This is a genomic window from Acinetobacter sp. 16 (genome assembly GCF_033439925.1).
GTDB lineage: Bacteria > Pseudomonadota > Gammaproteobacteria > Pseudomonadales > Moraxellaceae > Acinetobacter > Acinetobacter junii.
This window is the reverse complement of the sequence record NZ_CP137746.1, coordinates 1,193,237-1,219,166: the sequence shown is the minus strand read 5'-3', so window position 1 is coordinate 1,219,166 and position 25,930 is coordinate 1,193,237. Positions and strand designations below refer to the sequence as shown.

At 38.1% G+C, this 25,930-nt stretch carries 24 protein-coding genes, 1 tRNA gene and 2 pseudogenes; 6 read left to right on the top strand and 21 right to left on the bottom strand.

Features of this window, described 5'->3' with window-relative positions; genetic code table 11:
• Positions 1 to 55: 55 nt before the first annotated feature.
• The 5 genes and pseudogenes from R2H34_RS06000 to R2H34_RS05980 all read right to left on the bottom strand — a co-directional run.
• Positions 56 to 736 (bottom strand): hypothetical protein, encoded by a 681-nt coding sequence (locus tag R2H34_RS06000; RefSeq protein ID WP_004913418.1) that lies wholly within the window; start codon positions 734 to 736, stop codon positions 56 to 58.
• Positions 736 to 1,479 carry a hypothetical protein gene (locus R2H34_RS05995; protein WP_005402960.1) on the bottom strand — a complete coding sequence of 248 codons (744 nt, stop codon included), beginning with the start codon at positions 1,477 to 1,479 and terminating at the stop codon, positions 736 to 738. Before R2H34_RS05995 ends, R2H34_RS06000 begins: the two co-directional genes overlap by 1 nt.
• Before the next feature lie 128 nt (positions 1,480 to 1,607).
• The gene (locus R2H34_RS05990) at positions 1,608 to 3,065 is read right to left on the bottom strand and encodes a glyceraldehyde-3-phosphate dehydrogenase (protein ID WP_004959706.1); all 1,458 of its coding nucleotides are present in this window, start codon (positions 3,063 to 3,065) and stop codon (positions 1,608 to 1,610) included.
• A 249-nt stretch (positions 3,066 to 3,314) separates the two neighbouring features.
• Positions 3,315 to 4,262: an EamA family transporter RarD gene (rarD, locus tag R2H34_RS05985; protein WP_005402961.1), complete on the bottom strand. Its 948-nt coding sequence runs from the start codon at positions 4,260 to 4,262 to the stop codon at positions 3,315 to 3,317.
• 103 nt (positions 4,263 to 4,365) lie between these two features.
• Positions 4,366 to 4,596: pseudogene (locus tag R2H34_RS05980) on the bottom strand (lipocalin family protein); the annotation flags it as partial.
• A gap of 97 nt (positions 4,597 to 4,693) precedes the next feature.
• Here R2H34_RS05980 and R2H34_RS05975 point away from each other — a divergent pair.
• Complete coding sequence (locus tag R2H34_RS05975) at positions 4,694 to 5,662, top strand: IS30 family transposase (protein WP_014538385.1); 969 nt, start codon at positions 4,694 to 4,696, stop codon at positions 5,660 to 5,662.
• Between the two features lie 9 nt (positions 5,663 to 5,671).
• On the opposite strand, the pseudogene R2H34_RS05970 reads toward R2H34_RS05975, so the two are convergent.
• The 3 genes and pseudogenes from R2H34_RS05970 to R2H34_RS05960 form a co-directional block, all read right to left on the bottom strand.
• Positions 5,672 to 6,040, bottom strand: a pseudogene (locus R2H34_RS05970) (lipocalin family protein); the annotation flags it as partial.
• A 120-nt stretch (positions 6,041 to 6,160) separates the two neighbouring features.
• On the bottom strand, positions 6,161 to 8,185 hold the full coding sequence (gene uvrB / locus R2H34_RS05965; protein ID WP_318342485.1) for an excinuclease ABC subunit UvrB: 2,025 nt from the start codon (positions 8,183 to 8,185) through the stop codon (positions 6,161 to 6,163).
• An 84-nt stretch (positions 8,186 to 8,269) separates the two neighbouring features.
• Entirely contained in the window at positions 8,270 to 8,962 is a 693-nt protein-coding gene (locus tag R2H34_RS05960; protein WP_039908167.1) for an SDR family NAD(P)-dependent oxidoreductase, read from the bottom strand.
• A 223-nt stretch (positions 8,963 to 9,185) separates the two neighbouring features.
• On the opposite strand from R2H34_RS05960, the gene R2H34_RS05955 reads away from it, so the two are divergent.
• Positions 9,186 to 9,974, top strand: a complete 789-nt coding sequence (locus R2H34_RS05955; RefSeq protein WP_004913430.1) for a hypothetical protein — start codon at positions 9,186 to 9,188, stop codon at positions 9,972 to 9,974.
• Positions 9,975 to 10,234: 260 nt separating this feature from the next.
• The gene (locus R2H34_RS05950) at positions 10,235 to 11,866 is read left to right on the top strand and encodes a S8 family peptidase (RefSeq protein WP_039908168.1); all 1,632 of its coding nucleotides are present in this window, start codon (positions 10,235 to 10,237) and stop codon (positions 11,864 to 11,866) included.
• 69 nt (positions 11,867 to 11,935) lie between these two features.
• Here R2H34_RS05950 and R2H34_RS05945 read toward each other — a convergent pair whose 3' ends face one another.
• Positions 11,936 to 12,118, bottom strand: coding sequence for a hypothetical protein (locus tag R2H34_RS05945; RefSeq protein WP_004913435.1), 183 nt, complete (start codon positions 12,116 to 12,118; stop codon positions 11,936 to 11,938).
• Positions 12,119 to 12,330: 212 nt separating this feature from the next.
• On the opposite strand from R2H34_RS05945, the gene R2H34_RS05940 reads away from it, so the two are divergent.
• Complete coding sequence (locus R2H34_RS05940; protein WP_042890603.1) at positions 12,331 to 13,563, top strand: pyridoxal phosphate-dependent aminotransferase; 1,233 nt, start codon at positions 12,331 to 12,333, stop codon at positions 13,561 to 13,563.
• A 59-nt stretch (positions 13,564 to 13,622) separates the two neighbouring features.
• On the opposite strand, the gene R2H34_RS05935 is transcribed toward R2H34_RS05940, so the two are convergent.
• On the bottom strand, positions 13,623 to 14,045 hold the full coding sequence (locus R2H34_RS05935; protein ID WP_004953089.1) for a hypothetical protein: 423 nt from the start codon (positions 14,043 to 14,045) through the stop codon (positions 13,623 to 13,625).
• Between the two features lie 235 nt (positions 14,046 to 14,280).
• On the opposite strand from R2H34_RS05935, the gene R2H34_RS05930 reads away from it, so the two are divergent.
• Positions 14,281 to 14,356 (top strand) — tRNA-Asn (locus R2H34_RS05930).
• A gap of 98 nt (positions 14,357 to 14,454) precedes the next feature.
• Here the strand turns inward: R2H34_RS05930 and R2H34_RS05925 are convergent.
• The 11 genes from R2H34_RS05925 to R2H34_RS05875 all read right to left on the bottom strand — a co-directional run bounded on the left by R2H34_RS05925 (position 14,455) and on the right by R2H34_RS05875 (position 23,756).
• Entirely contained in the window at positions 14,455 to 15,111 is a 657-nt protein-coding gene (locus tag R2H34_RS05925) for a tRNA-(ms[2]io[6]A)-hydroxylase (RefSeq protein WP_005402967.1), read from the bottom strand.
• Between the two features lie 4 nt (positions 15,112 to 15,115).
• Positions 15,116 to 15,844, bottom strand: coding sequence for a pyridoxine 5'-phosphate synthase (gene pdxJ, locus R2H34_RS05920; protein ID WP_005402968.1), 729 nt, complete (start codon positions 15,842 to 15,844; stop codon positions 15,116 to 15,118).
• 54 nt (positions 15,845 to 15,898) lie between these two features.
• Positions 15,899 to 16,606 (bottom strand): DNA repair protein RecO, encoded by a 708-nt coding sequence (recO, locus tag R2H34_RS05915; RefSeq protein ID WP_005402969.1) that lies wholly within the window; start codon positions 16,604 to 16,606, stop codon positions 15,899 to 15,901.
• 9 nt (positions 16,607 to 16,615) lie between these two features.
• Complete coding sequence (locus R2H34_RS05910; protein WP_039908174.1) at positions 16,616 to 16,819, bottom strand: NF038104 family lipoprotein; 204 nt, start codon at positions 16,817 to 16,819, stop codon at positions 16,616 to 16,618.
• A gap of 24 nt (positions 16,820 to 16,843) precedes the next feature.
• Positions 16,844 to 17,869, bottom strand: coding sequence for a GTPase Era (era, locus tag R2H34_RS05905; RefSeq protein WP_004953081.1), 1,026 nt, complete (start codon positions 17,867 to 17,869; stop codon positions 16,844 to 16,846).
• Between the two features lie 4 nt (positions 17,870 to 17,873).
• On the bottom strand, positions 17,874 to 18,572 hold the full coding sequence (rnc, locus tag R2H34_RS05900; RefSeq protein ID WP_004913454.1) for a ribonuclease III: 699 nt from the start codon (positions 18,570 to 18,572) through the stop codon (positions 17,874 to 17,876).
• Entirely contained in the window at positions 18,538 to 18,918 is a 381-nt protein-coding gene (locus R2H34_RS05895; protein WP_005402971.1) for a DUF4845 domain-containing protein, read from the bottom strand. The genes rnc and R2H34_RS05895 overlap by 35 nt, the downstream gene beginning before the upstream one ends.
• A gap of 23 nt (positions 18,919 to 18,941) precedes the next feature.
• On the bottom strand, positions 18,942 to 19,805 hold the full coding sequence (lepB, locus tag R2H34_RS05890) for a signal peptidase I (RefSeq protein WP_005402972.1): 864 nt from the start codon (positions 19,803 to 19,805) through the stop codon (positions 18,942 to 18,944).
• Positions 19,806 to 19,826: 21 nt separating this feature from the next.
• A complete protein-coding gene (lepA, locus tag R2H34_RS05885) occupies positions 19,827 to 21,644 on the bottom strand; it encodes a translation elongation factor 4 (RefSeq protein WP_004913460.1) in 1,818 nt (605 codons plus the stop codon).
• A gap of 161 nt (positions 21,645 to 21,805) precedes the next feature.
• A complete protein-coding gene (locus R2H34_RS05880) occupies positions 21,806 to 22,264 on the bottom strand; it encodes an acyl-CoA thioesterase (protein WP_004913463.1) in 459 nt (152 codons plus the stop codon).
• A gap of 115 nt (positions 22,265 to 22,379) precedes the next feature.
• Positions 22,380 to 23,756, bottom strand: a complete 1,377-nt coding sequence (locus R2H34_RS05875) for a Do family serine endopeptidase (RefSeq protein WP_005402973.1) — start codon at positions 23,754 to 23,756, stop codon at positions 22,380 to 22,382.
• Between the two features lie 376 nt (positions 23,757 to 24,132).
• Here R2H34_RS05875 and nadB point away from each other — a divergent pair, with 376 nt between their 5' ends.
• A complete protein-coding gene (nadB, locus tag R2H34_RS05870; protein ID WP_171053807.1) occupies positions 24,133 to 25,770 on the top strand; it encodes an L-aspartate oxidase in 1,638 nt (545 codons plus the stop codon).
• Positions 25,771 to 25,930: the final 160 nt, after the last annotated feature.

The following is a 25,930-nucleotide window of genomic DNA, read 5'->3' as shown; positions in this document are numbered from 1 at the left end:
AATAGAATAATCAGCAAATGCATATCAAACGCTAAAAAAGAGTTTTTTGTTACCTTTAAGGCTTTACATTCTTCAATGGCAAATCCATTTTCATATCTAAATTCGCTTTTGTGTCTTGCACTGAGTTATACATGATTGCGTTGAATGAGGAAATATTACTCATATTGATAGCATCATTCATATAAAAGCTTGGCTTAAATTGATGTTTTACAGGAAGTGTAACCGATTCATCGAATCCAAAATGAACGGGACCATCAAACACAATTTTAACTGGAATGGTATATGTCCGCTTTAATTCAAATGGTATGTCTAACTTAACTGGCACATTCAATTTGAGTGGAAATTTAGGCAATAATTTATTTTGATAAATTAAATCAGTGGATGTTTCAATAGGCATAAGCTCATCCACTTTCAACATCGTCTGATAATTAATGTTGACCGTAATTGGTGTTTCAACTTCAAAACTCAAATCAGCTAAATATTTTCCTTTTAACGGCAATTGCAATGTGCGATCAATATCTAAAGTAGTTTGTAATTGACCTTCAGACCGAACTCGTAAATGTTCCCCTACCTGAATTTTAGTTCCTAAAGATTCAGGCAATCGAATATCAGCTTGTTCAGCCGATACAATCAAAGATGCCTGAATATTCAGATAAAACCAAAATAAAATCGCCACTAACGTAGTGAGAATCACAAAACTGATCAATAAACTTTTAAGTGATTTGGTGATATCCATTACTCACCTATTTTAACGTCATGAGATGATGCAGGCTCATCAACAGGTTGAGTTTTCACACGATCTAAATACATTGTAGATAGTGGAATTTTCAACTCACCGTCTGCAATTTTTACAGGAAGTGTATTTTTCACATCTACCGATGCACTTAACTCAGAAGTAATCGGTACGTTTAATTTTCCTTGAATTGGAATATTGGCATCAAGCTGTGCTTTTAGAGGAATATTTAGATTTTCTTTAAGCACTGTTCGTACAGGCGCATCAAATTTCAAATGAACTTTTTGATGTAAAGGAACTTGGATATCTATCGGCACAGCAAGTTTTAATGGAATCGTGCCTTTTAATGGCAACGTGACATCATTACCTAATATTTTAACTTGAACTTTGGTATCAATTGGTAAATTTTGATTTACCTGAATCGTTTCCTTAACTGGAATAGTTGTACTAATTGGTACGAGATTATCAAAATAAACTCTTGGTGTAAGTGTTTGTGTTAAAGGAACATTAAGCTGCTCATCTATTGGGATTTTTGCATTGACTCGACCATCAACATCTACATTAAGTGCATCTTTTACTTTTACGCGGACTTGCAATGGTTCTTGTAAATCAATCGCAACATCTTGATCTTTTAAAGGTATATAAATATTAAAGTGTTTAAATACCCACATTGCAATATAAACACCACATAGGTTTGCAACAATGATAAGACCAAATATCGCCAATAAACGTCTAAACTGCAACAATGAAGTAATCCTATCCCTTTGTGATTATTTTCGTCTATTTTAATGTTTTAATCTGCATAGATTCTGTACAGTCAATTAAAAAGCCCAGTCTAAACTGGGCTTTTATTGTATAGCTTTACTAACAAATATTATGCATTTATTTCAGCAGGAACTTTTGCATAGCTCACGCCACACATTTGTTCAGCAATACGTAAAACTTGACAGCTATAACCCACTTCGTTGTCATACCAAACATAAGCAGTTAAACGGTTACCAGAAGTGATTGTTGCTTGCGCATCAAATACACCCGCAGTACGAGAACCGATAAAGTCACTAGATACAACCTCAGTTGAGTTTGTATAGCCAATTTGACCTTGTAGATTAGAGTTGATCGAAATTTGACGAATATATTCGTTTACTTCTTCACGATCTACTTCTTTCTCTAACGTTAAGTTCAAGATCGCAAGAGAAACGTTTGGTGTAGGTACACGTACTGAGTTACCAGTTAATTTACCTTTAAGTGCTGGTAATGCTTTAGCAACAGCTTTAGCAGCACCAGTTTCAGTAATAACCATGTTTAGTGTAGCTGCACGACCACGACGATCAGCTTTGTGATAGTTATCGATCAAGTTCTGGTCGTTAGTGAATGAGTGAACTGTTTCAACATGACCATTTAATACTTTGTATTTGTCATCTAAAACTTTTAATACAGGTGTAATTGCATTCGTTGTACAGCTTGCTGCTGAGATGATTTTGTCTTCATCTAAGATATCAGCTTGGTTCACACCAAATACAACGTTCTTCATGTCACCCTTACCAGGTGCAGTCAACACAACGCGAGCAACGCCAGCGCATTGTAAGTGTTGGCTTAAACCATCAACATCACGCCATTTACCTGTGTTGTCGATAAGAAGAGCATTATCAATACCGTAAGCTGTGTAATCTACTTCGCTTGGGCTTGATGCATAAATCACTTTGATGAATTGACCATTTGCAATGATTGCTTCGTTTTCTTCATCAACTGAGATTGTGCCGTCGAATGTACCGTGAATTGAATCTCGACGTAACAAAGAAGCACGTTTTGATAAGTCACCATCAGATGATTTACGCACAACAATCGCTTTTAAACTTAAGCCACGACCTAAACCAGATTGACTGATGATTAAACGCGCTAAGATACGACCAATGCGACCAAAACCGTAAAGCACAACATCTTTTGGCTCAGCAGCTTCTGAATTACCTTGGATAGAAGAAACAGCGTTTGCAACAAAAGCGTCAACATCACCACCTTGATTTTTATATTCAACAGCAAGTTTGCCGATATCAACTTCTGCAGAACCAATATTTTCAACTTTCATCAACGCTTCCAAGATTGGGAAGGTATGAACAACTGAAAGCTCAACGTCTAACATACGTGTACGACGATGAGTTTTTAAAATTTGGATCACTGAACGGTTAATTAAAGAACGACCGTAAACAGAAACAACAATATTTTTCTCACGGTATAATTGACCAATTAAGGTAATCATGCGTTCCGCGATTTCTTCACGGTTTTTCCAACGACCTTGGTGTTCTGCGTGTAAGGCAATGATAGTTTCTTTGCTCACAGTTACGTCCTCTAATTTATATATACTGGGCGTGAATTTTAAAACGCCACAATTGTAATAGAATTATCATCAATATTGAATCAAAAGCTGCTAATCGGGCTAAGATTTTGTCCCAATTGACTATAAATTCATAAAATACCTATAATTATTTTTATGATTATTAGAAAATCATTTGTATTCAGGCATTATTCTTATCGATTCGCTCATTCATAATCTTCATAGCTTACAAAAATAACTACACCTACTTCATTATTCTACTTCATCGTTTGGTTTTATACGTTTGGGGTAGTGCTTGAGGTTGACCTCAAGTTGATTCTGACGTCGTTTCTGCTCCAAGAGATGTAAAGTACCTTCTAAAATTAGCACCAATACTGCCAACCAAATAGGAATATAAGTCAGCCACTCTTCCGCACCAATTTTTTCACCCAGTAACAAAGACACAAGCGCCAATAAAACAGGCTCTAAATAGCCCAATAGACCAAAAATAATTAATGGCAAATATCGACTAGCTAAAATGTAACTCCCCAGACCAATTGCACTAAGTAAACCTAGACCAATAACCACAAAAAATAAACTTGGAAACTCTAAAAACTTCACATAAGGTGTTGCTCCTGTATGTGTAAGCAAAATAGCAATTGGCAGTATCAACAATAAATCCCACCAAAAACCACCCAAATTATCGGTATGTATCTGCTTTCTTAAAATAAAATAAGCGGCATAGCCTATCGCTACAAATGCGGTTTCCCAAGCAATACTTCCCAGTCGCCAAACTTCATGCCCCACCCCAAATACAGCTAGTAAAACTGCGACCCACTGAAATTTTGAGAGTTTTTCGCCATAAAGAACACTTCCTGCTAGTACTAAAACCAAAGGAAGCAGAAAATAACCTAAAGAAACTTGTAACCCCCGACCATGCATAGGCCCCCATAAAAACAACCAAAGTTGCGCTGAAGTAAGTATCGAGGTAATTATTAATAATAGAATTAAACTTGGCTTAGCTAATATTCTATGAAAGATCGATTTGATATGAACCAAATCGCCACTCATCCACATAAATAAAGTTAAAAAAGGTAATGTCGCAATAATACGCCAACCAAAGGTTTGCTCACTATCGAGCGCACCCAAAAACTGAGTATAAAAATATAAAACACCGAACGTTACTGAAGCCAAAATAGAATAGGCTATTCCTTTAAACATTTTGAACCTCAGCGTTATTAGACGCTTTAATAAATACTTGACTTATCCACTATATAAAAATAAAAAAACCATGCAAGCATGGTTTCGAATAAGTATAACTTATTTATCGATGGTCGGGAAAAATTACATCGCTAACATCAAAACCTAGAGATTTTGCATAGTTTAAATATTCTAAGATGGTTTCTTTTTTAGGATTAGGGGTTCTAGATAATACCCATAAATATTTACGTCTCGGTTCACCAACTAAAACTGTTTGATATTCTTCATCCAATTTCAAAATCCAGTAATCACCTCGTGCTAAAGGAACCCATCGAACACCTGGCAGAGTAAAACTTGAAGTGCGACATAAACCACCTAATTAATTTAAAGGGTTTATGGAGTATATAAAATTGTCATACCATCATCTTAACTTTGAAGATCGTACTGCATTAATGCTTGAGTCAAGAAAAGAAGGCTTTTCAGCCAGAAAATTTGCTGAACTTATTAAAAGACATCCTAGTACGATCTATCGTGAGCTTAAAAGAAATAGCATCAATGACGTTTATCAAGCTCGATATGCTTCTGATAACACTTTTGCTAGACGTAGACGTGGTCACAGAAAACTCAAAATCGATTCAATCCTCTGGAAATTTATTGTTGAAGCGATCCGTTGTTTATGGTCTCCTCAGCAAATAGCAAAGCGTTTAAAGACATTTCCTGATTTGGATCAAACAATGAATGTAAGCCATACAACGATTTATTCAACGATACGAGCATTACCCAAGGGTGAGTTGAAAAAAGACTTATTATCCTGTCTACGTCATGAAAATAAAAAGCGAAAAGCTAACGGTGAACCTAAAAAAGATTCTATATTACAGGATATTAAAACTATTCATGAGCGCCCAGCCGAAGTTCAAGAAAGAAAAATACCGGGTCATTGGGAAGCTGATTTAATTAAAGGTAAAGACAATAAAAGTTCGATAGCAACACTTATTGAACGAAATACACGGCTCTGTATCTTGGCAACATTACCTGATGCAAAGGCAGAATCAGTGCGCAAGGCTTTAACTGAAGCTCTGAAATATTTACCTGCAGAACTGCGTAAAACGTTGACCTATGACCGTGGACGCGAGATGGCAGAACATAAAATACTTGAAGAAGATTTAGGCATAGATGTATATTTCTGTGACCCACATTCACCCTGGCAAAAAGGCACATGCGAAAATATGAATGGTTTAATTAGGCAATATTTACCTAAAGGGATTGATTTAAATCAGGCAGATCAGCATTATTTAAATCAAGTTGCCATGTCACTGAATACTCGTCCTAGAAAAGCGTTAGATTGGCTTACACCATTAGAGAAATTTGCTCAGCTTGTTGATTATCATAAGACTTTTCAAACTGTCGCACCTCATGTTTGAATTCGCCCCTTCTGGTAAAAAACTCACACTTAATTTTGTGTTAAATGGAGCATTTACGACAAAGGCTTCACCTATACTTTGCTGTAAATTTCCATCTTTGTCATAACATTTATTATCAACAACAATATTGCCATTTTCATTAAGTGTATAAGTCGCTGAAACGTTGTAAGCACATTTACGTTCAAAGAACATAGGTTTGCGTGCAACTTCGTACCATACTCCCAAATACTTATCCAACTCCACCTTATCAACGGTTGCTAAAGGCTTTGTTTGAGCATATGCAATTGTGCCGGCAGCCAAACCTGTTAGAACAACACCACCCACTGCAATTTTAGCTAGTCGCCAACTCGCTTTTGGAAAAGTTTTAATAAATGGCATGGGAAATCCTCAAAACAGAAATTTGTTATAAATAGTCATATAGTTAGCTTAGTAACATAGCCCAATTTATAAACAAAAACTGTTGCGATATGTATCATCTAACAGGATTTATCTCCACAATTATGACTGCAACATATGCGCTTTCATTCGAACAATCTCATCACGTAATCGAGCTGCTTGCTCAAATTGTAACTCTTTCGATGCTTTCAACATTTCCTTTTCCAATTTAGAAATGTGTTTTGCAAATAACTTTGGATCAGAGAGTAAGTGTTGCTCATCAGCACTGATTGACTGAGCTTGCTCAAGCACTTTTTCATCGATCTCATCATCACTGAGCACTTCGCCAGTATCAATTTCTTTAATGGTTTGTCGCACAGCACTGCGTGGTGTAATACCGTGAAGCTCATTGAACTCGATTTGCTTATTGCGACGACGCTCAGTCTCATCCATAGCCTTACGCATAGAATCAGTAATGCGATCAGCATATAAAATTGCTTTACCCTTCACATTACGAGCCGCACGACCAATAGTTTGAATCAATGACCGTTCTGAACGCAAGAACCCTTCTTTATCCGCATCTAAAATAGCAACTAAAGAGACTTCTGGCATATCCAAACCTTCACGCAACAAGTTGATCCCAACCAGTACATCATGCACACCTGTGCGTAATTCATGAATAATCTTTACACGCTCAACCGTATCAATATCAGAATGCAGATAAGCTACCTTGACACCATACTCTTTTAGATATGAAGTTAAATCTTCAGCCATTCGCTTGGTCAGTGTGGTCACAAGGACACGTTCATTGACTTGTTTACGAATATTAATCTCAGATAAAACATCATCCACTTGCGTCAAAACTGGACGTACTTCTATTTCAGGATCAATTAATCCAGTAGGACGAACCACCTGCTCAACAATTTGTTCTGACTTTTCCAACTCGTATTGCGCTGGTGTTGCACTGACAAATACCGTCGTCGGAACAATGCGCTCCCACTCTTCAAATTTCATAGGACGGTTATCCAAAGCACTCGGTAAACGGAACCCGTAATTCACTAAGTTCTCTTTGCGCGAGCGGTCTCCTTTGTACATCGCCCCAATTTGAGGAACTGTTACATGCGATTCATCAATAATCAGCAAAGCATCTTCAGGAATATAATCAAACAAGATGGGTGGTGCCTCACCTGCTCCTCGACCTGAAAGATGACGTGAGTAATTCTCAATCCCGTTGGTATAACCGAGCTGTTGCATCATTTCTAAATCATAGCGTGTGCGTTGCTCAATACGTTGAGCTTCGAGCAATTTATCATTGTCTTTAAAAAATTTAAGCTGATCTTTTAATTCATCTTTAATCGTATCAATCGCGCGGGTTAGATGATCTTTTGGTGTTACATAATGACTTTTCGGATAGATTGTTACACGAGGAACTTTACGCACCAATTTACCTGTCAAAGGATCAAACCATCGAATAGAGTCAACCTCATCATCAAACAATTCAACGCGAATGGCATCTTGATCAGATTCAGCAGGAAAAATATCAATAATTTCACCACGGATTCGATAAGTACCGCGTAAAAACGCTAACTCGTTGCGTGTATATTGCATTTCAACTAGACGACGAATAATATCATCTCGACTGACGCGATCCCCTTGCACGATATGCAATAGCATTTGCATATAAGCATTTGGGTCACCCAAACCATAAATCGCCGATACTGAAGCAACAATAATTGCATCTCTGCGTTCTAATAATGCACGAGTTGCAGAAAGTCGCATTTGATCGATGTGATCATTGATCGCTGAGTCTTTTTCAATAAACGTATCTGAAGAAGGAACATAAGCTTCAGGTTGATAATAATCGTAATAACTTACAAAGTATTCAACCGCATTATTTGGAAAAAAAGCTTTAAATTCTCCATAAAGCTGTGCTGCTAGGGTTTTGTTATGTGCCATGACGATGGTTGGGCGTTGTGTTTGAGCAATCACATTTGCCATCGTATAGGTTTTTCCAGAACCTGTTACCCCTAACAACAATTGATTGCGAAAACCTTGCTCAATTCCTTTGACTAATTTTTCAATCGCCTGTGGTTGATCTCCCGCGGGTTGGTAATTTGTCACTAAGTCGAAAGGTTGATTTTCGCTCACAAGCACACTCTTTGATAAAATTTAAAAATAGTTTAACAAATCAATCTGGGCTAGTTGCTGCTTTTCAAGTTTAGTTGCATTTTATTAATAAGGTAACAACTGCCCATCCCAATTTAATAATTTCCCATGCTGATGTTTAGATAAGTTGTTCATCACGGCAATTAACCGATCGGCAGTTTGCTCAGCACTATATAATTTTTCTGGTGAAATATTGCGTTGGAATGGTTTAGATAATTCTGAATCCGTTGTTCCTGGATGAATACTTGCCACGAGAATATTTGAAGATTTACGTGCCCATTCAATACTTAAATTTTTAATGAACATATTCAGTGCGGCTTTGGTCATTCTATAGCTATACCATCCTCCTAAGCTATTATCCTCCAAACTCCCGACTTTAGCCGACAAGGAGAGCCATTTTAGATCATAATTTTTATTTAGAATTGGGGCTAAGGCTTGTGCAAGATGGACATGAGTCATTACGTTTTGTGACAAAGATTTATAAATCCATTCATCTCGAATTTGACTTAACATTTTCTCAGGCATATTAAGATCTTCATGCAGCACACCTGCACAACAATAAATTTCTGAAACCTGAATATGATCCAAAAATTCTCGTACATGGTCTATTTGATCTGGGTCTGACAAGTCAGCTTGTAAATCACATTCTCTAAGCTTCTGGCGACTAATAGCATAAACTTGCTTTGTAGGTTGATGAATTAACTGTTTAAAAAGTGCATGACCAATTCCACCTGAAGCCCCAGCAACAACGATACTCATTTGGATCACCTAAAGATTAATCATTTTTTAAACTTGAGCTTAGACAATAAGATGTGAATTTCATGTCACGAGAATTTTATCGCAATTCCCTTAACTGATTTGAAATAAAAAAGGCACTTAAGAATTTGAAATTCTTAGCATAACAATTAAATATTTTTTTACTTGACCCTATTACAAATCAATAGCAACATGGTTGCAACGACAACGCAAAATACGAATTCCAATGACATATCAATACCATGACGAAACAATCATTACAGAGCTTCCAGAAGACACTGTTTTTGTTTTTGGAAGTAATTTAGCAGGTATTCATGATACTGGAGCTGCACGTATAGCTGCACAACATTTTGCGGCGGTAAAAGGTGTTGGTCGTGGTTGGGCTGGTCAAAGTTTTGCTATTCCAACGCTCAATGAACATTTGCAACAAATGCCTCTTCCACAGATCGAACATTACGTTAATGATTTTAAAATTTATACGAAAAATCATCCCAAAATGAAGTATTTTGTGACTGCTCTTGGATGTGGAAGTGCGGGTTATAAATTTTCGGAAATTGCACCATTGTTTGAAGGCATTTCAAATAATGTGATTTTCCCACAATCCTTCAAACCCTATTTAGAACCTGACCGCAAAAGACTTTTCCCAACATTGACTCAAGAATGGGTGAAAGCTTTTATCAAAAATGAAGTTATTTTTTTTGATGAATACGGTTATGAATCTTATGAAGAAGCTCTCAACACGACTTCGTTGTCACCTGAACAGCAACAAATTGCATTACAAATTTTAAAAGAACCGATGTACCCATGTGATCGGTATGATCGTGGTCGTGAATATGAAATTAACGATACGCTCAAACATTTATCTAGCTTATTTAATTTTGATGAAAATGACGAAAAACCGATGATTTTCATTGGGACGATTATTGCATTGATGGAACTATACGAATTTGATGAAGATGACTTCATTCACCTATGGAATGGAGATATCCAAATTGATCATAGTGTAAATCGTTAATTGATAAGATCAGCTAAACCAAATCCCACAATAATGACAAATACAAGATTTGGTTTACATGGTTCTCTATTTGATAACTGATACACATTGCTTTGTGTATATTTGATTTACATCAATATTATTACAAAAAATTTTAGCTTTCATCACACTGACTTATTTCTTTCATACTTTATCCGCCTATAATCAACATCTGATGAATAAAAAGCACACATAATAAGGATCAGATTGTGTGATTAAACTTAATCAATAGGGACATCTGAATGAAAGCTCAATCTCGTAAATTTATTGTTGCAAGCTCTGCAATTTCGATCATGGTTTTAAGTTATGCTGCGTTTAATCAAAGCAATACAAATCCAACTGCTCCAGTTAAAAACAACTCGATCAATCAAAGTACAACAAACTCTCTATCTACAACTCCATTATCAGTCGCAACACCCAAATTAAAAAGCACGATTCAAGCCCCAACAAATTCAAATACACCGATTAAGAATCAATATATTGTGGTTTTAAATACATTATCTGAGTTACCGAGTACAGCTGCCAAAAATATCGCTCAACAATTTGGTGGGAAAATTCTATTTGTTTATTCAAAAGCAGTTCGCGGCTTTGCGATCAGTATTCCTGAAACAGCAAGTGAGCAATTTATTCAAGCAATGCAAAGAAATCCTCAGGTTAATTTCATTGAGCAAGATGCTGTCATACAAACTAATCTAACCACTCAGTCAAATCCTTCATGGGGCTTGGATCGAATTGATCAAAACAATCTACCACTCAGCAAAAGCTTCAGTTATGAAAATACTGGTGCAGGTGTTAATGCCTATGTTGTAGACACAGGAATCTTGTCAACACATCAGGAATTTACAGGCAGAATTCAAAATGGTTTTAGTGCGATCAATGATGGTCGAGGGACAGAAGATTGTGATGGTCATGGCACACATGTAGCTGGAACTTTAGCAGGCACCACATATGGTGTAGCTAAAAATAGTCTTATCACCCCAGTGCGCGTTCTAGACTGTAATGGCTCTGGTGCAATGAGTGGCGTCATATCAGGCTTAGACTGGATTATTCAAAATGGTCGCAAACCCGCTGTAGTGAATATGTCACTGGGAGGTAGTGCATACAGCACATTAGATACTGCAGTTGATAATCTCGTGAATAACGGTTTCGTTACTGTGGTCGCTGCAGGTAATTCAAATACCGATGCATGTAATAGCTCACCTGCACGAGCGGCAAAAGCAATTACAGTTGCAGCAACAGACAGTAGTGATAATCGTGCAAGTTATTCAAACTACGGAAGCTGCGTAGATTTATTTGCACCAGGTAGCAATATTGCATCAGCATGGATTGGTAGCAACACAGCGACAGCCAATTTAAATGGTACGTCGATGGCATCACCTCATGTGGCTGGTGTCGTTGCAACTTTATTAGAAAGCTCCCCTACAGCGACTGTTCAAACAATAACAACTCAGTTACTCAGTTCTGCTACTGCGAATGTTGTATTAAACGTTTCTGGTAGTCCAAATAAGCTTCTTTACAACACTGTGTCGAGCGTAACTCAGCCGACTACTCCGACTTCGATTGTTAGAATTAGCCAATTAACTGGTTCTTCTGTAATCGTTTCAAAGTTAGGAACATGGCGCGCTAATGTCATCGCAACTGTGACTGATTCAAACAATTTACCAATCGCAAATGCGACAGTAAGTGGAGGTTTTAGTGTTGGAGGAACATCAATAAATTGCACGACAAATTCACAAGGTCAATGCCAATTGAACAGTGGTAATATCAGCCGATTTACGAGCAATACCAAATACAGCGTCAAAAATATTTCAGGTACTAATATGACTTACGCTTCTAGTAGTAATATCGCAAGCTCAGTTACCATTTATCGTTAATAGATAGAACCATTATAAAAAAACCTCGCAAGCTGCGAGGTTTTTTATTTCAATCACACTGTGACTTGATTAACGCTTGCCCATTGAGCGACGTGTGCCACGTGGTGGCATCCAAGTACGATCAGCATACTGCTCAGGTTTTGGTCTCACCTGATTGTGTGTTGACTGCTCATCTGAGTCATCTTGCGCAGATGGCATCGGGAAAGGTAATTTCACCAAAGCTTTTTTGGCTTTTGGTTGTTGCGTACTCATTAAAATTCTCTCGAAATCTAAATTTCTAGCGGCTATTGTAAAGGATTTTTGATATTTTGATAAAAATAAAATATGTAAAAAACAAAATCCTATAAATCTCCAGTATTTGGTAACTTTTTATTCGATTAAGGCAACTTTCGACCACACCTCAGCTTATTTGAGCTAAAATATAATGCTTTTTATTTTTTAATCCCATAAGAAGGAATAATGCCGTGGACGTACGTCTATCTGATCGTGTAAATGCTATCAAACCGTCCCCTACACTAGCAGTGACGAATAAAGCTGCAGAGCTTAAAGCTGCTGGTAAAAACGTGATTGGTTTAGGTGCAGGCGAACCAGACTTTGATACACCTCAACACATCAAAGATGCAGCAATTGAAGCGATTAACAAAGGCTTTACAAAATACACAGCAGTTGACGGCACTCCAAGCTTAAAAAAGGCGATTATTGCGAAATTAAAACGTGATAACAATTTAGATTATCAACCTAACCAGATTTTAGTATCTTGTGGTGGTAAGCAAAGTTTCTTTAATTTGGCTCTTGCGCTCTTAAATAAAGGTGATGAAGTCATCATCCCTGCACCATTTTGGGTAAGTTATCCAGATATGGTGATCATCGCTGAAGGTACACCAGTGATTGTAAAATGTGGTGAAGAACAACGCTTCAAAATCACACCTGAACAATTAGAAGCTGCGATCACACCAAATACTCATTTGTTAGTACTTAATAGTCCTTCAAACCCAACAGGTATGATTTATACCAAAGCTGAGTTAGAAGCTCTTGCTGACGTTCTACGCCGTCATCCGCAAGTTTTAATTGCATCAGATGATATGTATGAACCAATCCGCTGGGAAGATGAATTCTACAACATCGCGACGATTGCTCCTGATTTATATGACCGTACTATCGTACTCAATGGCGTATCTAAAGCTTATGCAATGACAGGCTGGCGTATTGGTTATGCTGCAGGTCCAGCAAAACTAATCGGTGCGATGAAAAACATTCAATCACAATCTACATCGAACCCAACTTCAATTTCACAAGTTGCAGCTGAAGCCGCATTAAATGGTCCACAAGACGTCCTTCAACCTATGATTGAAGCATTTAAGCGTCGCCATGACTTGGTTGTGAATGGTCTGAATGAAATCAAAGGTATTTCTTGCTTACCAGCAGATGGTGCATTCTACGCATACGCAAACATTCGCCCATTGATTCGTGCTAAAGGCTTAAAATCTTGCACAGAGTTTTCTGAATGGTTGCTCGAAGAAACTGGTGTGGCAGTTGTACCAGGTGATGCATTTGGTTTAGGTGGCTTTATGCGTATTTCATACGCAACTGCTGATGAAGTGTTGGTAGATGCTCTAACGCGTATTAAAAATGCTGCTGATTCAATCGAAGGCGTTGATGCTGCAATTGCTTCTATTGAAGCAGAGAAAACAGCTTAAATCCTAAAAAACAAATAAAAAAGACCTGTCTTGTACAGGTCTTTTTTATTTCAGAAATATTAAACCCGTTTTGGACGACTTAATGTCAAATAATGACAATAGAAAGGGAAACTTTCGTTCAAAGCGATTTCTTGGACTTTATTTTCTAAAGTATTCCAAGCATATGCATAGGCTTGTTTAAATAAACTATTCTTTTTAAAAGCGAAAAGAAATAAAGAGTTTTGACCATTTACCCCATCTTGTGTTGGCAACAAATAATGCGATTTTGCTAAGGTCTTAAGCTGATGCTCAGTCCATTTATCACTTAGCCAAAGTTGTAATAAATCACCTAAATATAAGCGCTCATCACTAAAACTTGCGAAATGAATATTTGCGCTTTCTACGACTTGATAATATTGGGAAGGATCGTTAATTATATTGAGATAATTTTGCTTATAGAAAGAAAAATTAGAAAAAATAGATTCAATACGAAGAGTAGTCATTTCGACCTCCGATTTAGCCATTTTAGTGCTGGCAAGTTGGGTTAAATCCACACTGTTTAGACTGATCTAAACACTTTTGTTAAATCAAAATCTAACAACAGCCTCATCAAAATTCAAGTTTTTTTTATAGACTTTGCTCAACTGTGCAAATAAAAAGCATCCAACATCAAAATATAAGAAACTTGATGTTTTTCGCTTGACCGATTTTAAAAGCCGCCTATAATGGCACTCAGATTCTCCCATAGCTCAGTCGGTAGAGCGACGGACTGTTAATCCGCAGGTCCCTGGTTCGAGCCCAGGTGGGAGAGCCAAGATTCAAAAAGCCTTTATCTTTGATAAAGGCTTTTTTTATTGCAGATATAAAATTTAAATGCCCCTATTTCTAGAGGCATCTTGATCAATTCATTTTTTAAGCAGCAATATTTGCAGGAATGCCACTATGAAAACGGAAAGTATCATCTGGGCTTAAAATTAAATTCTTTTCAACCTCACGTATATGATCAATACGCTTCTGAATATTCTCTTCAGGGTCTTTCAATTTTGCTGTTTTAGCTACATCTAAAGCCAGCGCTAAATAATCTTCAAAATGACGAGACTCTGATTTAAGCAAATATCGATAATAACGCCCCAACTCATCATCAACCTTCGGTGCTAGTGAATAAAATCGCTCACAAGAACGCGCCTCAACGAATGCACCAATGATCATCACATCAATCAAAGCTTCAGGTTCATAAGTACGAATTTCTTTGCGTAATTCCCCTGCATACCGCCCCGCACTTAAACCTTTCCACTCTAAACCACGTTTAGTCATGAACTCTAACACTTGCTCATAGTGCAGCATTTCTTCACGAACTAATTGTGCTAACTTTACTTGTAGGTCAGTAAAGAAACTATAACGGAACATTAAGTTCATCGCTGTTCCCGCAGCCTTTTTTTCACAATTGGCATGGTCTTGCATTAAGATATCTAAGTGATTAACAGCTTCATCTAACCAAGCTTGAGGAGTCGTACACCCTAAGAAATCAATAACAGGTTGCATTAACTCATCGTAGTTTAAATTGCTCATCCAATTATCTCTCAGCCACCTGAATTGCTGCTTTCATATCTTTGACTGCTTGGGCTAAACCTACAAATATACTATCCGCAATAATTGAGTGCCCAATATTGAGTTCATGAATTTGTGGAATCGCAGCAATGGGTGCAACATTATTTAGGTTCAAACCATGTCCTGCATTCACAACTAACCCTTTAGCTGCTGCATATTCAGCACCTTTGATAATGCGTTCCAATTCAGCATGTTGTTCTGCTTCAGTTTCAGCATCAGCATAAGCACCCGTATGAATCTCAATGGTTGGAGCACCGCATGCTACTGCAGCATCAATTTGAGCAAAATCAGCATCAATAAATAAAGAAACATCACTACCAATCGCTTTGAGTGCCTCAGTAGCCGCTTTGACTTTATCAAAATGACCTACCACATCCAAGCCCCCCTCAGTCGTTACTTCTTGGCGACGCTCTGGAACAAAACATACATGTTGTGGTTTAATTTCTTTGGCAAACTCAACCATTTCATCGGTAACAGCCAATTCAAGATTCATACGCGTTTTCAATAAAGGACGCATACGACGAACATCATCATCTTGTATATGACGGCGGTCTTCACGCAAATGCAAAGTGATCCCCTCAGCGCCTGCTTCTTCACAGATTAAAGCAGCTTGAACTGGATCAGGATAAGTAGTACCACGTGCTTGTCTTAATGTCGCAACATGATCAATATTTACACCCAATATTGCAGCCATAAAAATATCCTATAGGTTATTACACAAAGCAGTTCAGATACTGCCTCAAGAGAATTAAGATTGAGTATTTTGAATCCACAATTGCCGACTTTTTAAAGGGCGATCGCCCAATAATGCGCTAATCATCTGACGATATAGTTTACTCAATAATAGCAATTGCTCGTTAGCAAAATCCTGTCCAAGCTCATAACTTTGCATCGATGCGATTAAACGTCCTTCTAACGTAGATCTAGATGCTTGCGCAACAGGCATAAAACCATCATTCAGTTGAAATTGGTAATGCTGAAAAGCAAGAATTTCTTGTTGATTTGCATCAATCGAAAAATCTATTGCATAACCAAGTTCTTGCAATAGAACATGTTCAAATTGACGTAAAATCTGTTTCAAAAATACTGAGGCTTGCGGATGTGAAGCTAATTGTTGTAACTGCAACAATATCACTTGGTATTGTTGAAAAGTGTGCGACATGGCTTCTTCTAAGGGACATAAACGCAATAAAATTTCATTTAAATAAAATCCAGCAAAAAAAGCATCACCATGAAAAAAAACAGGCTGATTTAGAATTTCTAATTTAGTGAAATTTTTGAGTTCCGACTTACCTGAAGCTTGTAAGCGAATTGGCTGGTATTGTGGAGGAGGCGTTTGCCTTAAAATTCCATCCACGCGCCCATATTCTTGTGTAAACAAATGCACAATATGACTTTTTTCACGGTATTTACGATGGTGAATTAAATAACCATGTAGAACTTCATTGCGCATCATATGACAAGATCAGTCCTTGTCTTCCCCATTGTCTTTCTGCTTTTCATCATCACCATCAGGAATGACTGCACCAACTACAGCAGCAGTGCCTTTTACAACACCTTTAGTGGTCTTATAGGCAACTTTAACAGGTACGGTTACAAGTTTGTGAATACAACCTTGCAACATGAATACACACATCAGGATAGCAAATACATGTATTAATTTTTTCATACCTGTTCCCTTGTACATTATTGCTTAGATGTCACTATAACCCAAGCTTTTGAGCGCACGCTCATCATCAGACCATCCGCCTTTAACTTTCACCCAAAGCGTCAACATGATCTTTTGTTCAAACATTTTTTCCATGTCTGTACGTGCATCCATACCAATACTTTTTAGTTTCGCACCTTTGTCTCCGATGACAATTGCTTTTTGACCTTGGCGCTCGACAAAAATCGTTGCATCAATATAAGTACAAGGTGGCTTTAGACGACCAGTTTTTTCATTTACTGTCGCTTCTTCTGTTTTAAACGATTCAATTTGTACCGTTAAATCATATGGAAGTTCTTCACCCAACTGACGCATAATTTTCTCACGAATAATTTCACTCGCAAGAAAACGTTCAGAACGATCGGTAATTTGGTCTAATGAATATAAAGGCGCTTGATAAGGCAAATATTTTTCAATAGTGTCACGTAAATGTTCTAGATTAGCACCACGTAGTGCCGACACTGGAACAATTTCAGCAAAGTCCATTAATTTGGCACGTTCACGAATTAATGGTAGCGCTTCATTCTTATTTTCAAAAGTATCTAGCTTATTGATCACCAGAATGACTGGCATTTCTGCATTCTTAAGTTTCTCTAAAACCAACTCATCATTTTGAGTCCATTTTTGAGCATCGACCACAAATAAAACTAGATTCACATCTCGTAATGCTGAATGTGCAGCACGATTCATCATTTTATTAATCGCACGCACTTCTTTTTTGTGCATACCAGGTGTATCTACAAATACAGCCTGAGATTTCTCACGTGAATCAATACCGACAATTTTATGACGTGTCGTTTGTGGCTTACGTGAAGTGATCGAAAGCTTTTGACCTAACAAGTGATTCATTAATGTCGATTTACCAACATTAGGACGACCCACAATTGCAACGAAACCGCTTTTAAAGTCGGAAGGAATTGTTGTCCCTTGCGAGCTAAAGAACTGATCAATTAAATTATTACCATCTTGCGACTCAATTGCATCTGGCTTATTTTCATTTGAATGAGACATTCGGTTATTGCTCCAATAATTTTAAAATTTCGGCTGCTGCAGTTTGTTCAGCAAAACGCCGACTTGAGCCCTCACCAATAAATTTTGGCATCCCTTCAACATTGCATTCAACTTTGAAATGTTGGTTAGGTGCATCACCTTGAATATCTACAACCTCGTAAACTGGGAGAGGTTTTTTACGTGCTTGTAAATACTCTTGCAGGCGTGATTTCGGATCTTTGAGCTGATCTGTCGGTTCGATATGATCTAGATAAGGCTCATACCATTTTAACACAATGCTTTGCAGTAGATTTAGGTCATTACTATCTAAATAAATCGCACCAATAATTGCTTCCACAGTATCAGCTAAAATAGACTCTCGATGATGTCCACCTGATTTTAGCTCACCTGTACTTAAGATTAATGACCGACTCAGCTGTAGGTCATTCGCAATTTTCCCCAAAGCTTCTTGACGGACCAAAGTCGCACGCATTCGCGTTAAACGTCCTTCATTCTCTTTAGGGTAGGTGTGATACAGATAATTAGCGATGATCATCCCTAATAATGAATCGCCTAGAAATTCTAGGCGCTCATAGTTATGCTTATGGCTCACAGAACGGTGAGTCAATGCCAGTTTTAACAAATCAAATTGTTGAAACTGATGACCTATTCGATTCTGTAGTCGAGCATCATTCAGCTTGTTGTTTGGCAGATTTTTGGTCAAAAGTCTTCTCAAAAGTCATAACTAAACTAATATTGAGCATGAAAGGCTTACGCACTTCATACTTTTTCTTTACGATTAAATCATCTTTGTAAGTTACCACCGCGATATCTTTAAAGTATAAATCCCGAACGCCATTCATATCTAGACGTTGATCCATTTGCTGAGCAAACTTTGCTGGTGTGATATTTTCTGGACTATCCTTTAATACACCTTCGATTTGAGTATTGATGATTTTATCGTCCCAATACGCTGGCCATATCGCAATGGCAGCTTTAACTGCAATTGCAAAAAGAACCACCCCAAATAAAATAGCAATATACGAAGCCCCTTGCTGAGATTTACGCATTTTATATTTCCTATGTGTTTTTATTAATCAATCTTACCATTTCGGTTAAAACTTGGAAGATTAAAACCAGGCTCTTTATGCATCCAAATATAGAATGCTCGTCCAGTTAAATTTTCTTCCGGTACAAATCCCCAAAAACGACTGTCCGCACTTTGATCACGGTTATCACCCATTGCGAAGTATTGCCCTTTCGGTACAGTTACCTCCCAATCCTGACCATTACTTTGAATGAATACGTGATTTGCTTTTGCAACAAATGGTACTAAAGCTTCAGCACCTTTTAACTGAGCGAATTGATATTGTTCTGCTAGTGGGTTACGCCCATCTAGATAACGAATTAAATGCTGATGCTCACCCAAAGTCTCTTTAAAATAATACACAGTCGGTGTTTCTAATTGATCTTTTGCTCGATTTACTTCAGTGGCAACTTTGGCTATTTGTTTACCATTGATAATCAATTGCCCAGATTTAAACTGGATATGGTCTCCAGGTAATCCAACTACACGCTTAATATAGCTAATTGTGGGCTGTGGAGGGTATCTAAAAACAATTACTTCCCCACGCTTTGGCTCACCAACATCGAGTACTTTTGAGTTCACAATTGGTAGACGCACGCCATAATCAAATTTGTTGACCAAAATAAAATCCCCAGTCTCTAAGGTTGGCACCATAGAGTCTGAAGGAATATTAAATGGCTCATATAAGAATGAACGTAAAACCAAAACAACAGCTAAAACTGGCCAGAAGTCATAGGCCCATGTGATAATAAAATTTTCCTGATCACGACCTTTATTTGCACGCTGTTTAAATACAAACTTATCAAGCAACCACACTAGAAAAAAAATCAGTGTGGCAGGTACTAAAATCAAATTAAAATCAAAATCCATGGGTGAGTCCTAATTATTTCTTTATCGTTCGACTTTCAATACAGCTAAGAAAGCTTCTTGTGGGATTTCAACACTTCCCACCTGCTTCATGCGTTTCTTGCCTTCTTTCTGTTTTGAAAGTAATTTCTTCTTACGAGACACGTCACCACCGTAACATTTTGCCAATACGTTTTTACGCATCGCTTTTACAGTAGAACGAGCAATAATTTGTGCGCCAATCGCTGCCTGAATTGCAACATCGAACATTTGACGAGGGATCAAATCCTTCATCTTTTCAACCAAAGCGATTCCGCGATGGCGAGCATCCTGACGGTGGCAAATCATTGCTAATGCATCAACTTTCTCACCATTAATTAATACATCAACCTTAACTAAAGATGAACTCTCAAAACGTACGAAGTTGTAATCAAGCGATGCAAAACCACGTGAGCAAGACTTCAATCGATCAAAGAAGTCCATTACCACTTCAGCCATTGGGATTTCAAATGTGATAGATACTTGGTTTCCAAGGAATTTCATATCCTTTTGCACACCACGACGCTCTACACATAAAGTCATCACATTGCCTAGATACTCTTGAGGAACAAGAATATGACATTCTGCAATTGGTTCACGCAAATCTTCGACTGTTGATCCATCTGGCATTTTTGATGGACTGTCGATATAGATGGTTTCACCTTTTTTGGTGAGTGCTTCATAAATTACAGTAGGTGCTGAACTAATTAAATCTAAATCATACTCACGCTCTAAACGTTCCTGTACGATTTCCATATGCAACATACCAAGGAAGCCGCAACGGAATCCGAAACCTAATGCATCTGAGCTTTCTGGTTCAAAAAACAATGCCGAGTCGTTAATTTGCAGCTTTTGTAATGCTTCACGGAATGGTTCAAAGTCGCTAGAATCAATTGGGAAAAGCCCAGCATAAACTTGCGGTTTAACCTTTTTGAAACCTGGTAGAGTGGCAACATCAGGTGTCGATGATAAAGTAATGGTATCACCCACTGGCGCACCAAAAATATCCTTAATCCCCGCAATAACGAAACCTACTTCACCAGCTTCTAGGATATCGGTCTCAGTATGCTTAGGGTTGAAAACACCAACTGAGGTAACTGGATGTGTTTGACCAGTCGATTTCACTAGCATTTTATCGCCTTTGCGGATACGACCTTGTTTAATACGAACAAGTGAAACCACACCGAGATAATTATCAAACCATGAATCAATGATTAAAGCTTGTAAAGGAGCTTCACGATCACCTTCAGGTGCTGGAATAACGTCAACCAAACGCTCTAAAACACCCTCTACACCCAAGCCAGTTTTTGCTGAACATGTTGGAGCATCAGTTGCTTCAATACCAATGATTTCTTCAATCTCGTGAATAACTCGCTCTGGCTCAGCTTGTGGAAGATCAATCTTATTTAAGATTGGTAATACCTCCAAGCCCTGCTCAATTGCTGTATAACAGTTCGCTACAGACTGAGCCTCAACACCCTGTGCAGCATCGACCACCAGTAATGCACCTTCACAAGCAGCTAAAGAACGTGATACTTCATATGAGAAATCTACGTGGCCTGGCGTATCAATAAAGTTAAGCTGATACTCTTGACCATTTGGATGTGTGTAGTACAAAGTAACGGATGCAGCTTTAATGGTAATCCCACGTTCGCGCTCGAGCTCCATTGAATCCAGTACTTGGGCTTGCATTTCACGATCTTGCAAACCACCACACATTTGAATAAAACGGTCAGCCAAAGTGGACTTACCATGGTCAATATGAGCAATGATCGAGAAATTTCGTATATTTTTGATATCTACGGATTTTTTAGCTTGCGCCATGGGTTACCTTGAGAATATTGAACGCTCATAACTTTTTAGTTGCTATAAGCCAAAACGGTTTAACAAAATTGTTGCCGATTATAACAGAAGCCAATTTTAAAGTATTCAAAATAATTATCTTGCTTTCAAAACCTATTGCTTTAGCTTACTCGCGAAGCAACTTAATCTACTTGATGGTACAAAACTGAGAAATCCATAGGATCGAGCTTAGCGGAAATCGGTTGATATGCTTGTGTGAAGCTTGGTGACATACGTTTTGGACGCCCTGTCGAAATTTCAATACAAGCCCACTTAGTATTACCCATAAAAATAATGCTTTGATCTTTAGGTCGATAAAATGCGTACTGACGAAATGAATACAGTGCATTTAGATCGTCTAGCCAAGTTCTTAAAATAATTTCCTCACCTTCAAGCGCAGCTTTCCGATATTGGACATGATGCTCGACTGCCACCATCGCATGCTTAAGTTCAAAATACTGTTTTAACCCCAAACCTAGAGCTTCGATATGTGCTGCAGCTACGTCTTGCATCCATTGGACATACATCACATTGTTAACATGACCCAATACATCTATATGTTTAGCTTCTACTTGAATTTTTAAATCAAAAATTGTGCTCATATTACTTGTTAATCACTCAATTCAACGATCATGGCATACACTAGTGTAATCTAGCTCCAATTTCAAAAATAAAAACCACCCAAAATTTGGGTGGTTTCATGACCATGGATCTTATTTAAGGTAAGCGTAAACCTAAAATTGCACGTTGCCCCTGACGAATAATAGCAACTCGCGCAACGCTATTTTTTGGCAAAGCAGCTACCGTTTTTGCAAACATCTGACTGTTTGTGATCGGAATTCCGTTCACCTGAATAATCACATCGCCCGCGACGATATTGGACAATGATGCTAATCCACCACGCTTAACATCTTGAACTAGAATTCCACCATTAACATCCAAGCGAGCTTGCTCTGCTTGAGTTAAATTACGGATACTCATCCCTAAACCACTTGTTGGATTATTCTTATCTTCTGCAGCTGGCGTATCATCTGGCGCGGTACCAAGTGTTGCCGATATAGTACGAGTTCTATCATCTCGTAAAACATCTAATTGGATCGTTTGGTTCGGTGCTACCCGATTAAGCACATTTAGCAAATCACTTGTGCGCAGAATTGAATTTCCATTGATTTTCAAAATCACATCACCCGACTTCAGACCTGCTTTTTCAGCTGGCGATTTAGGTGTAACTTGTGTGATGAGGGAACCTTCAGGTTTTGGTAATTTATAAGCCTCTGCTAGGTTACGATCAATATCTTGCAACATCACACCAAGATAAGAACGTGTCACTTTACCATTCACTTTTAATTGCTGAACAACATCCATCGCAACATCAATAGGAATAGAGAATGACAATCCCATATAACCTCCAGTTCCACTGAAGATACGAGAGTTAACACCAATCACTTCACCTTGTTGATTGAACAAAGGGCCACCAGAGTTACCTGGATTTAAAGCGGCATCTGTTTGAATAAATGGAACAGAAGTTTCACCACTCATATTTCGAGACTTTGCACTCACAATTCCAGCTGAAGCTGAATAATCAAAACCAAATGGCGAACCAATCGCGAGAACAGGCTCACCAACTTTGAGTCGATTCACATCACCAATTTTTAATTCAGGAAAGTTATTGCCATTCACTTTGAGAACAGCAACATCTGTTCGCTCGTCACTTCCCACTAAGGTTGCATCGAGTTCACGACGATCATTTAGGGTGATACTAATTCTGGATGCATTCTCAATTACATGATGGTTGGTAACTAAATAACCATCTTTACTAATGAAAAATGCGCTGCCGTAGGCAGTTTTTTCTTGTGGTCCCTGCTGCTGTGGGATAATGATCTGATTACCAAAAAAACGACGTAGTATTTCGGGTACTTGTTGCTGTAATAACTCTTCCTGAGTCATTTTCTTGACAACATTTACACTCACTACCGCAGGACTAACCTGTTCTACGAGGTTTGAAAAATCTACTGGTGACGCAGCATTTACTTGTGCAGCTGCTACTGTAAATACCGCAGTGAACAATCCTTGTTGTATATATCGACTTTTCATAGAAGCAAGAACCTACATACTGATGATCGAATAGAAATTTAAGCTAATGTTTTATCATAAGCTACATTTTTATTTCGTTAAAAAATGTTTGTATTTTCGGGGTATACAGACAAATTTAAAAATAAAATTATGGAGAAAATGTGGAGAAATATATTCTTCCTAATTACCTCTTGAGTTTCTATTGAATTACTTAAATAGAAATTAAAACCATGTTGCTTCACGTAACTTATGTTCAATCTGTGTGAAAAGTTTAATTCTTGGCATATAGACTAATTATCTGGTTATTCGCTAAAAATTCGCGCAATTCTAAGCAGAATAGCACTTGCCTTTTTTACAAAAAAGCGGTGTCATTAGCGAACGTTTGATATTGAAGCAGATCGACATGCCTGATTTAGAAACAATTCATCATTTTGACGTGATTATTGTGGGCAGTGGTGGTGCAGGTTTAAGTCTCGCACTTTCTTTACCTCATCATTATAACATTGCAATCTTAGCTAAGGCTGAACTAACTGAAGCTAGCACTTACTATGCTCAAGGTGGTGTTGCTGCGGTATTGGATGAGACTGATTCAATTCAACAACATATTAATGACACTATGATTGCAGGCGGACATCTTTGTGAGCTAGATGCTGTCAAACATACGGTTGAAGGTGGTAAGCCTTCTGTAGATTTCTTATTAAAACAAGGTGTCCAGTTTACTCTAGACGATGATGAACAACTTCATCTCACCCGTGAAGGTGGCCATTCGCAGCGACGAATCATTCACTCGGCTGATGCAACTGGTAAAGCCATTTCAACGACCCTAGTTGAACGTGCGAAAGAACGTAAAAATATCACCATCTTTGAAAACTACATTGCAATTGATCTTATTACCTTGCACAAACTTGGTCATCTAGATCAAACCAACCGTGCAATAGGTTTATATGCTCTTAATGAAAAGACTGAGCAAGTTCATACTTTCTTAGCACCTTTTACTGCATTAGCATGTGGCGGTGCAATGAAGGCATATCTCTATACATCTAATCCAGATATTGCTACAGGTGATGGTATTGCGATGGCGTATCGTGCAGGCTGTCGTGTAGCAAACATGGAGTTTAATCAATTCCACCCAACGTGTTTATACCACCCTAAAGCACGCTCTTTCTTAATTACTGAAGCAATGCGTGGTGAAGGTGCGTACTTACGTCTACCTGACGGCGAGCGTTTTATGCTTCGTTTTGACGAACGCGCTGAACTGGCGCCACGCGATATTGTGGCACGTACCATCGACCATGAAATCAAACGTCTAGGTATTCGTCATGTGTGGTTAGACATTACACATAAATCACCTGAATTTATTATTGAACACTTCCCTACGCTATATGCTCGCTTGCTTGAACTCGGAATTGATATTACCAAAGACATGATTCCTGTTGTTCCTGCTGCTCACTATACCTGTGGTGGTGTAGTTGTTGATTCTAATAGCCAAACTGATCTTGATGGTTTGTATGCGATTGGTGAAACTTCTTATACAGGTTTACACGGCGCAAATCGTATGGCGAGTAACTCGTTACTTGAATGTTTCGTTTATGGTATGAGTGCAGCAGAAGACATTCAAAGCAAACATAATATGGGCTTTGAATTTCCAAACGTACCATCTTGGGATGAATCACAGGTTACTGATGCTGACGAAGATGTTGTCATCTTACAAAACTGGGACGAACTACGTTCAACCATGTGGAACTACGTCGGTATTGTTCGTACGACTAAACGTCTACAACGTGCGTTACATCGTATCGAGATGTTGAAGCGTGAAATCAATGAATACTATCAAGATTACCGAGTCAGTAAGAACCTGATCGAATTGCGTAACCTCGTTTTAGTTTCCGAAATGATTGTACGTTGTGCGATGGAACGTAAGGAATCACGTGGTTTGCATTACACGCTTGATTACCCAGAGCTTTCAAACGAAATTCGTAAGACCGTGTTAACTCCACCAAACTTTAAGGTGGAACAGCCGTTGGTAAATGAGTGATACTTTCAAGTTTTTGATATTTTCAAGATAACTTATAGTTATTATTTACTATCGAGGTAGGCGACATGGATGTCGCCCGTTGAGCTGCGGTATCAAGGATGTACCGTCAGCTCAACAAAGGATTTTTGTTACTTTTCATCCGTGAAAAGTAAGGCATAAG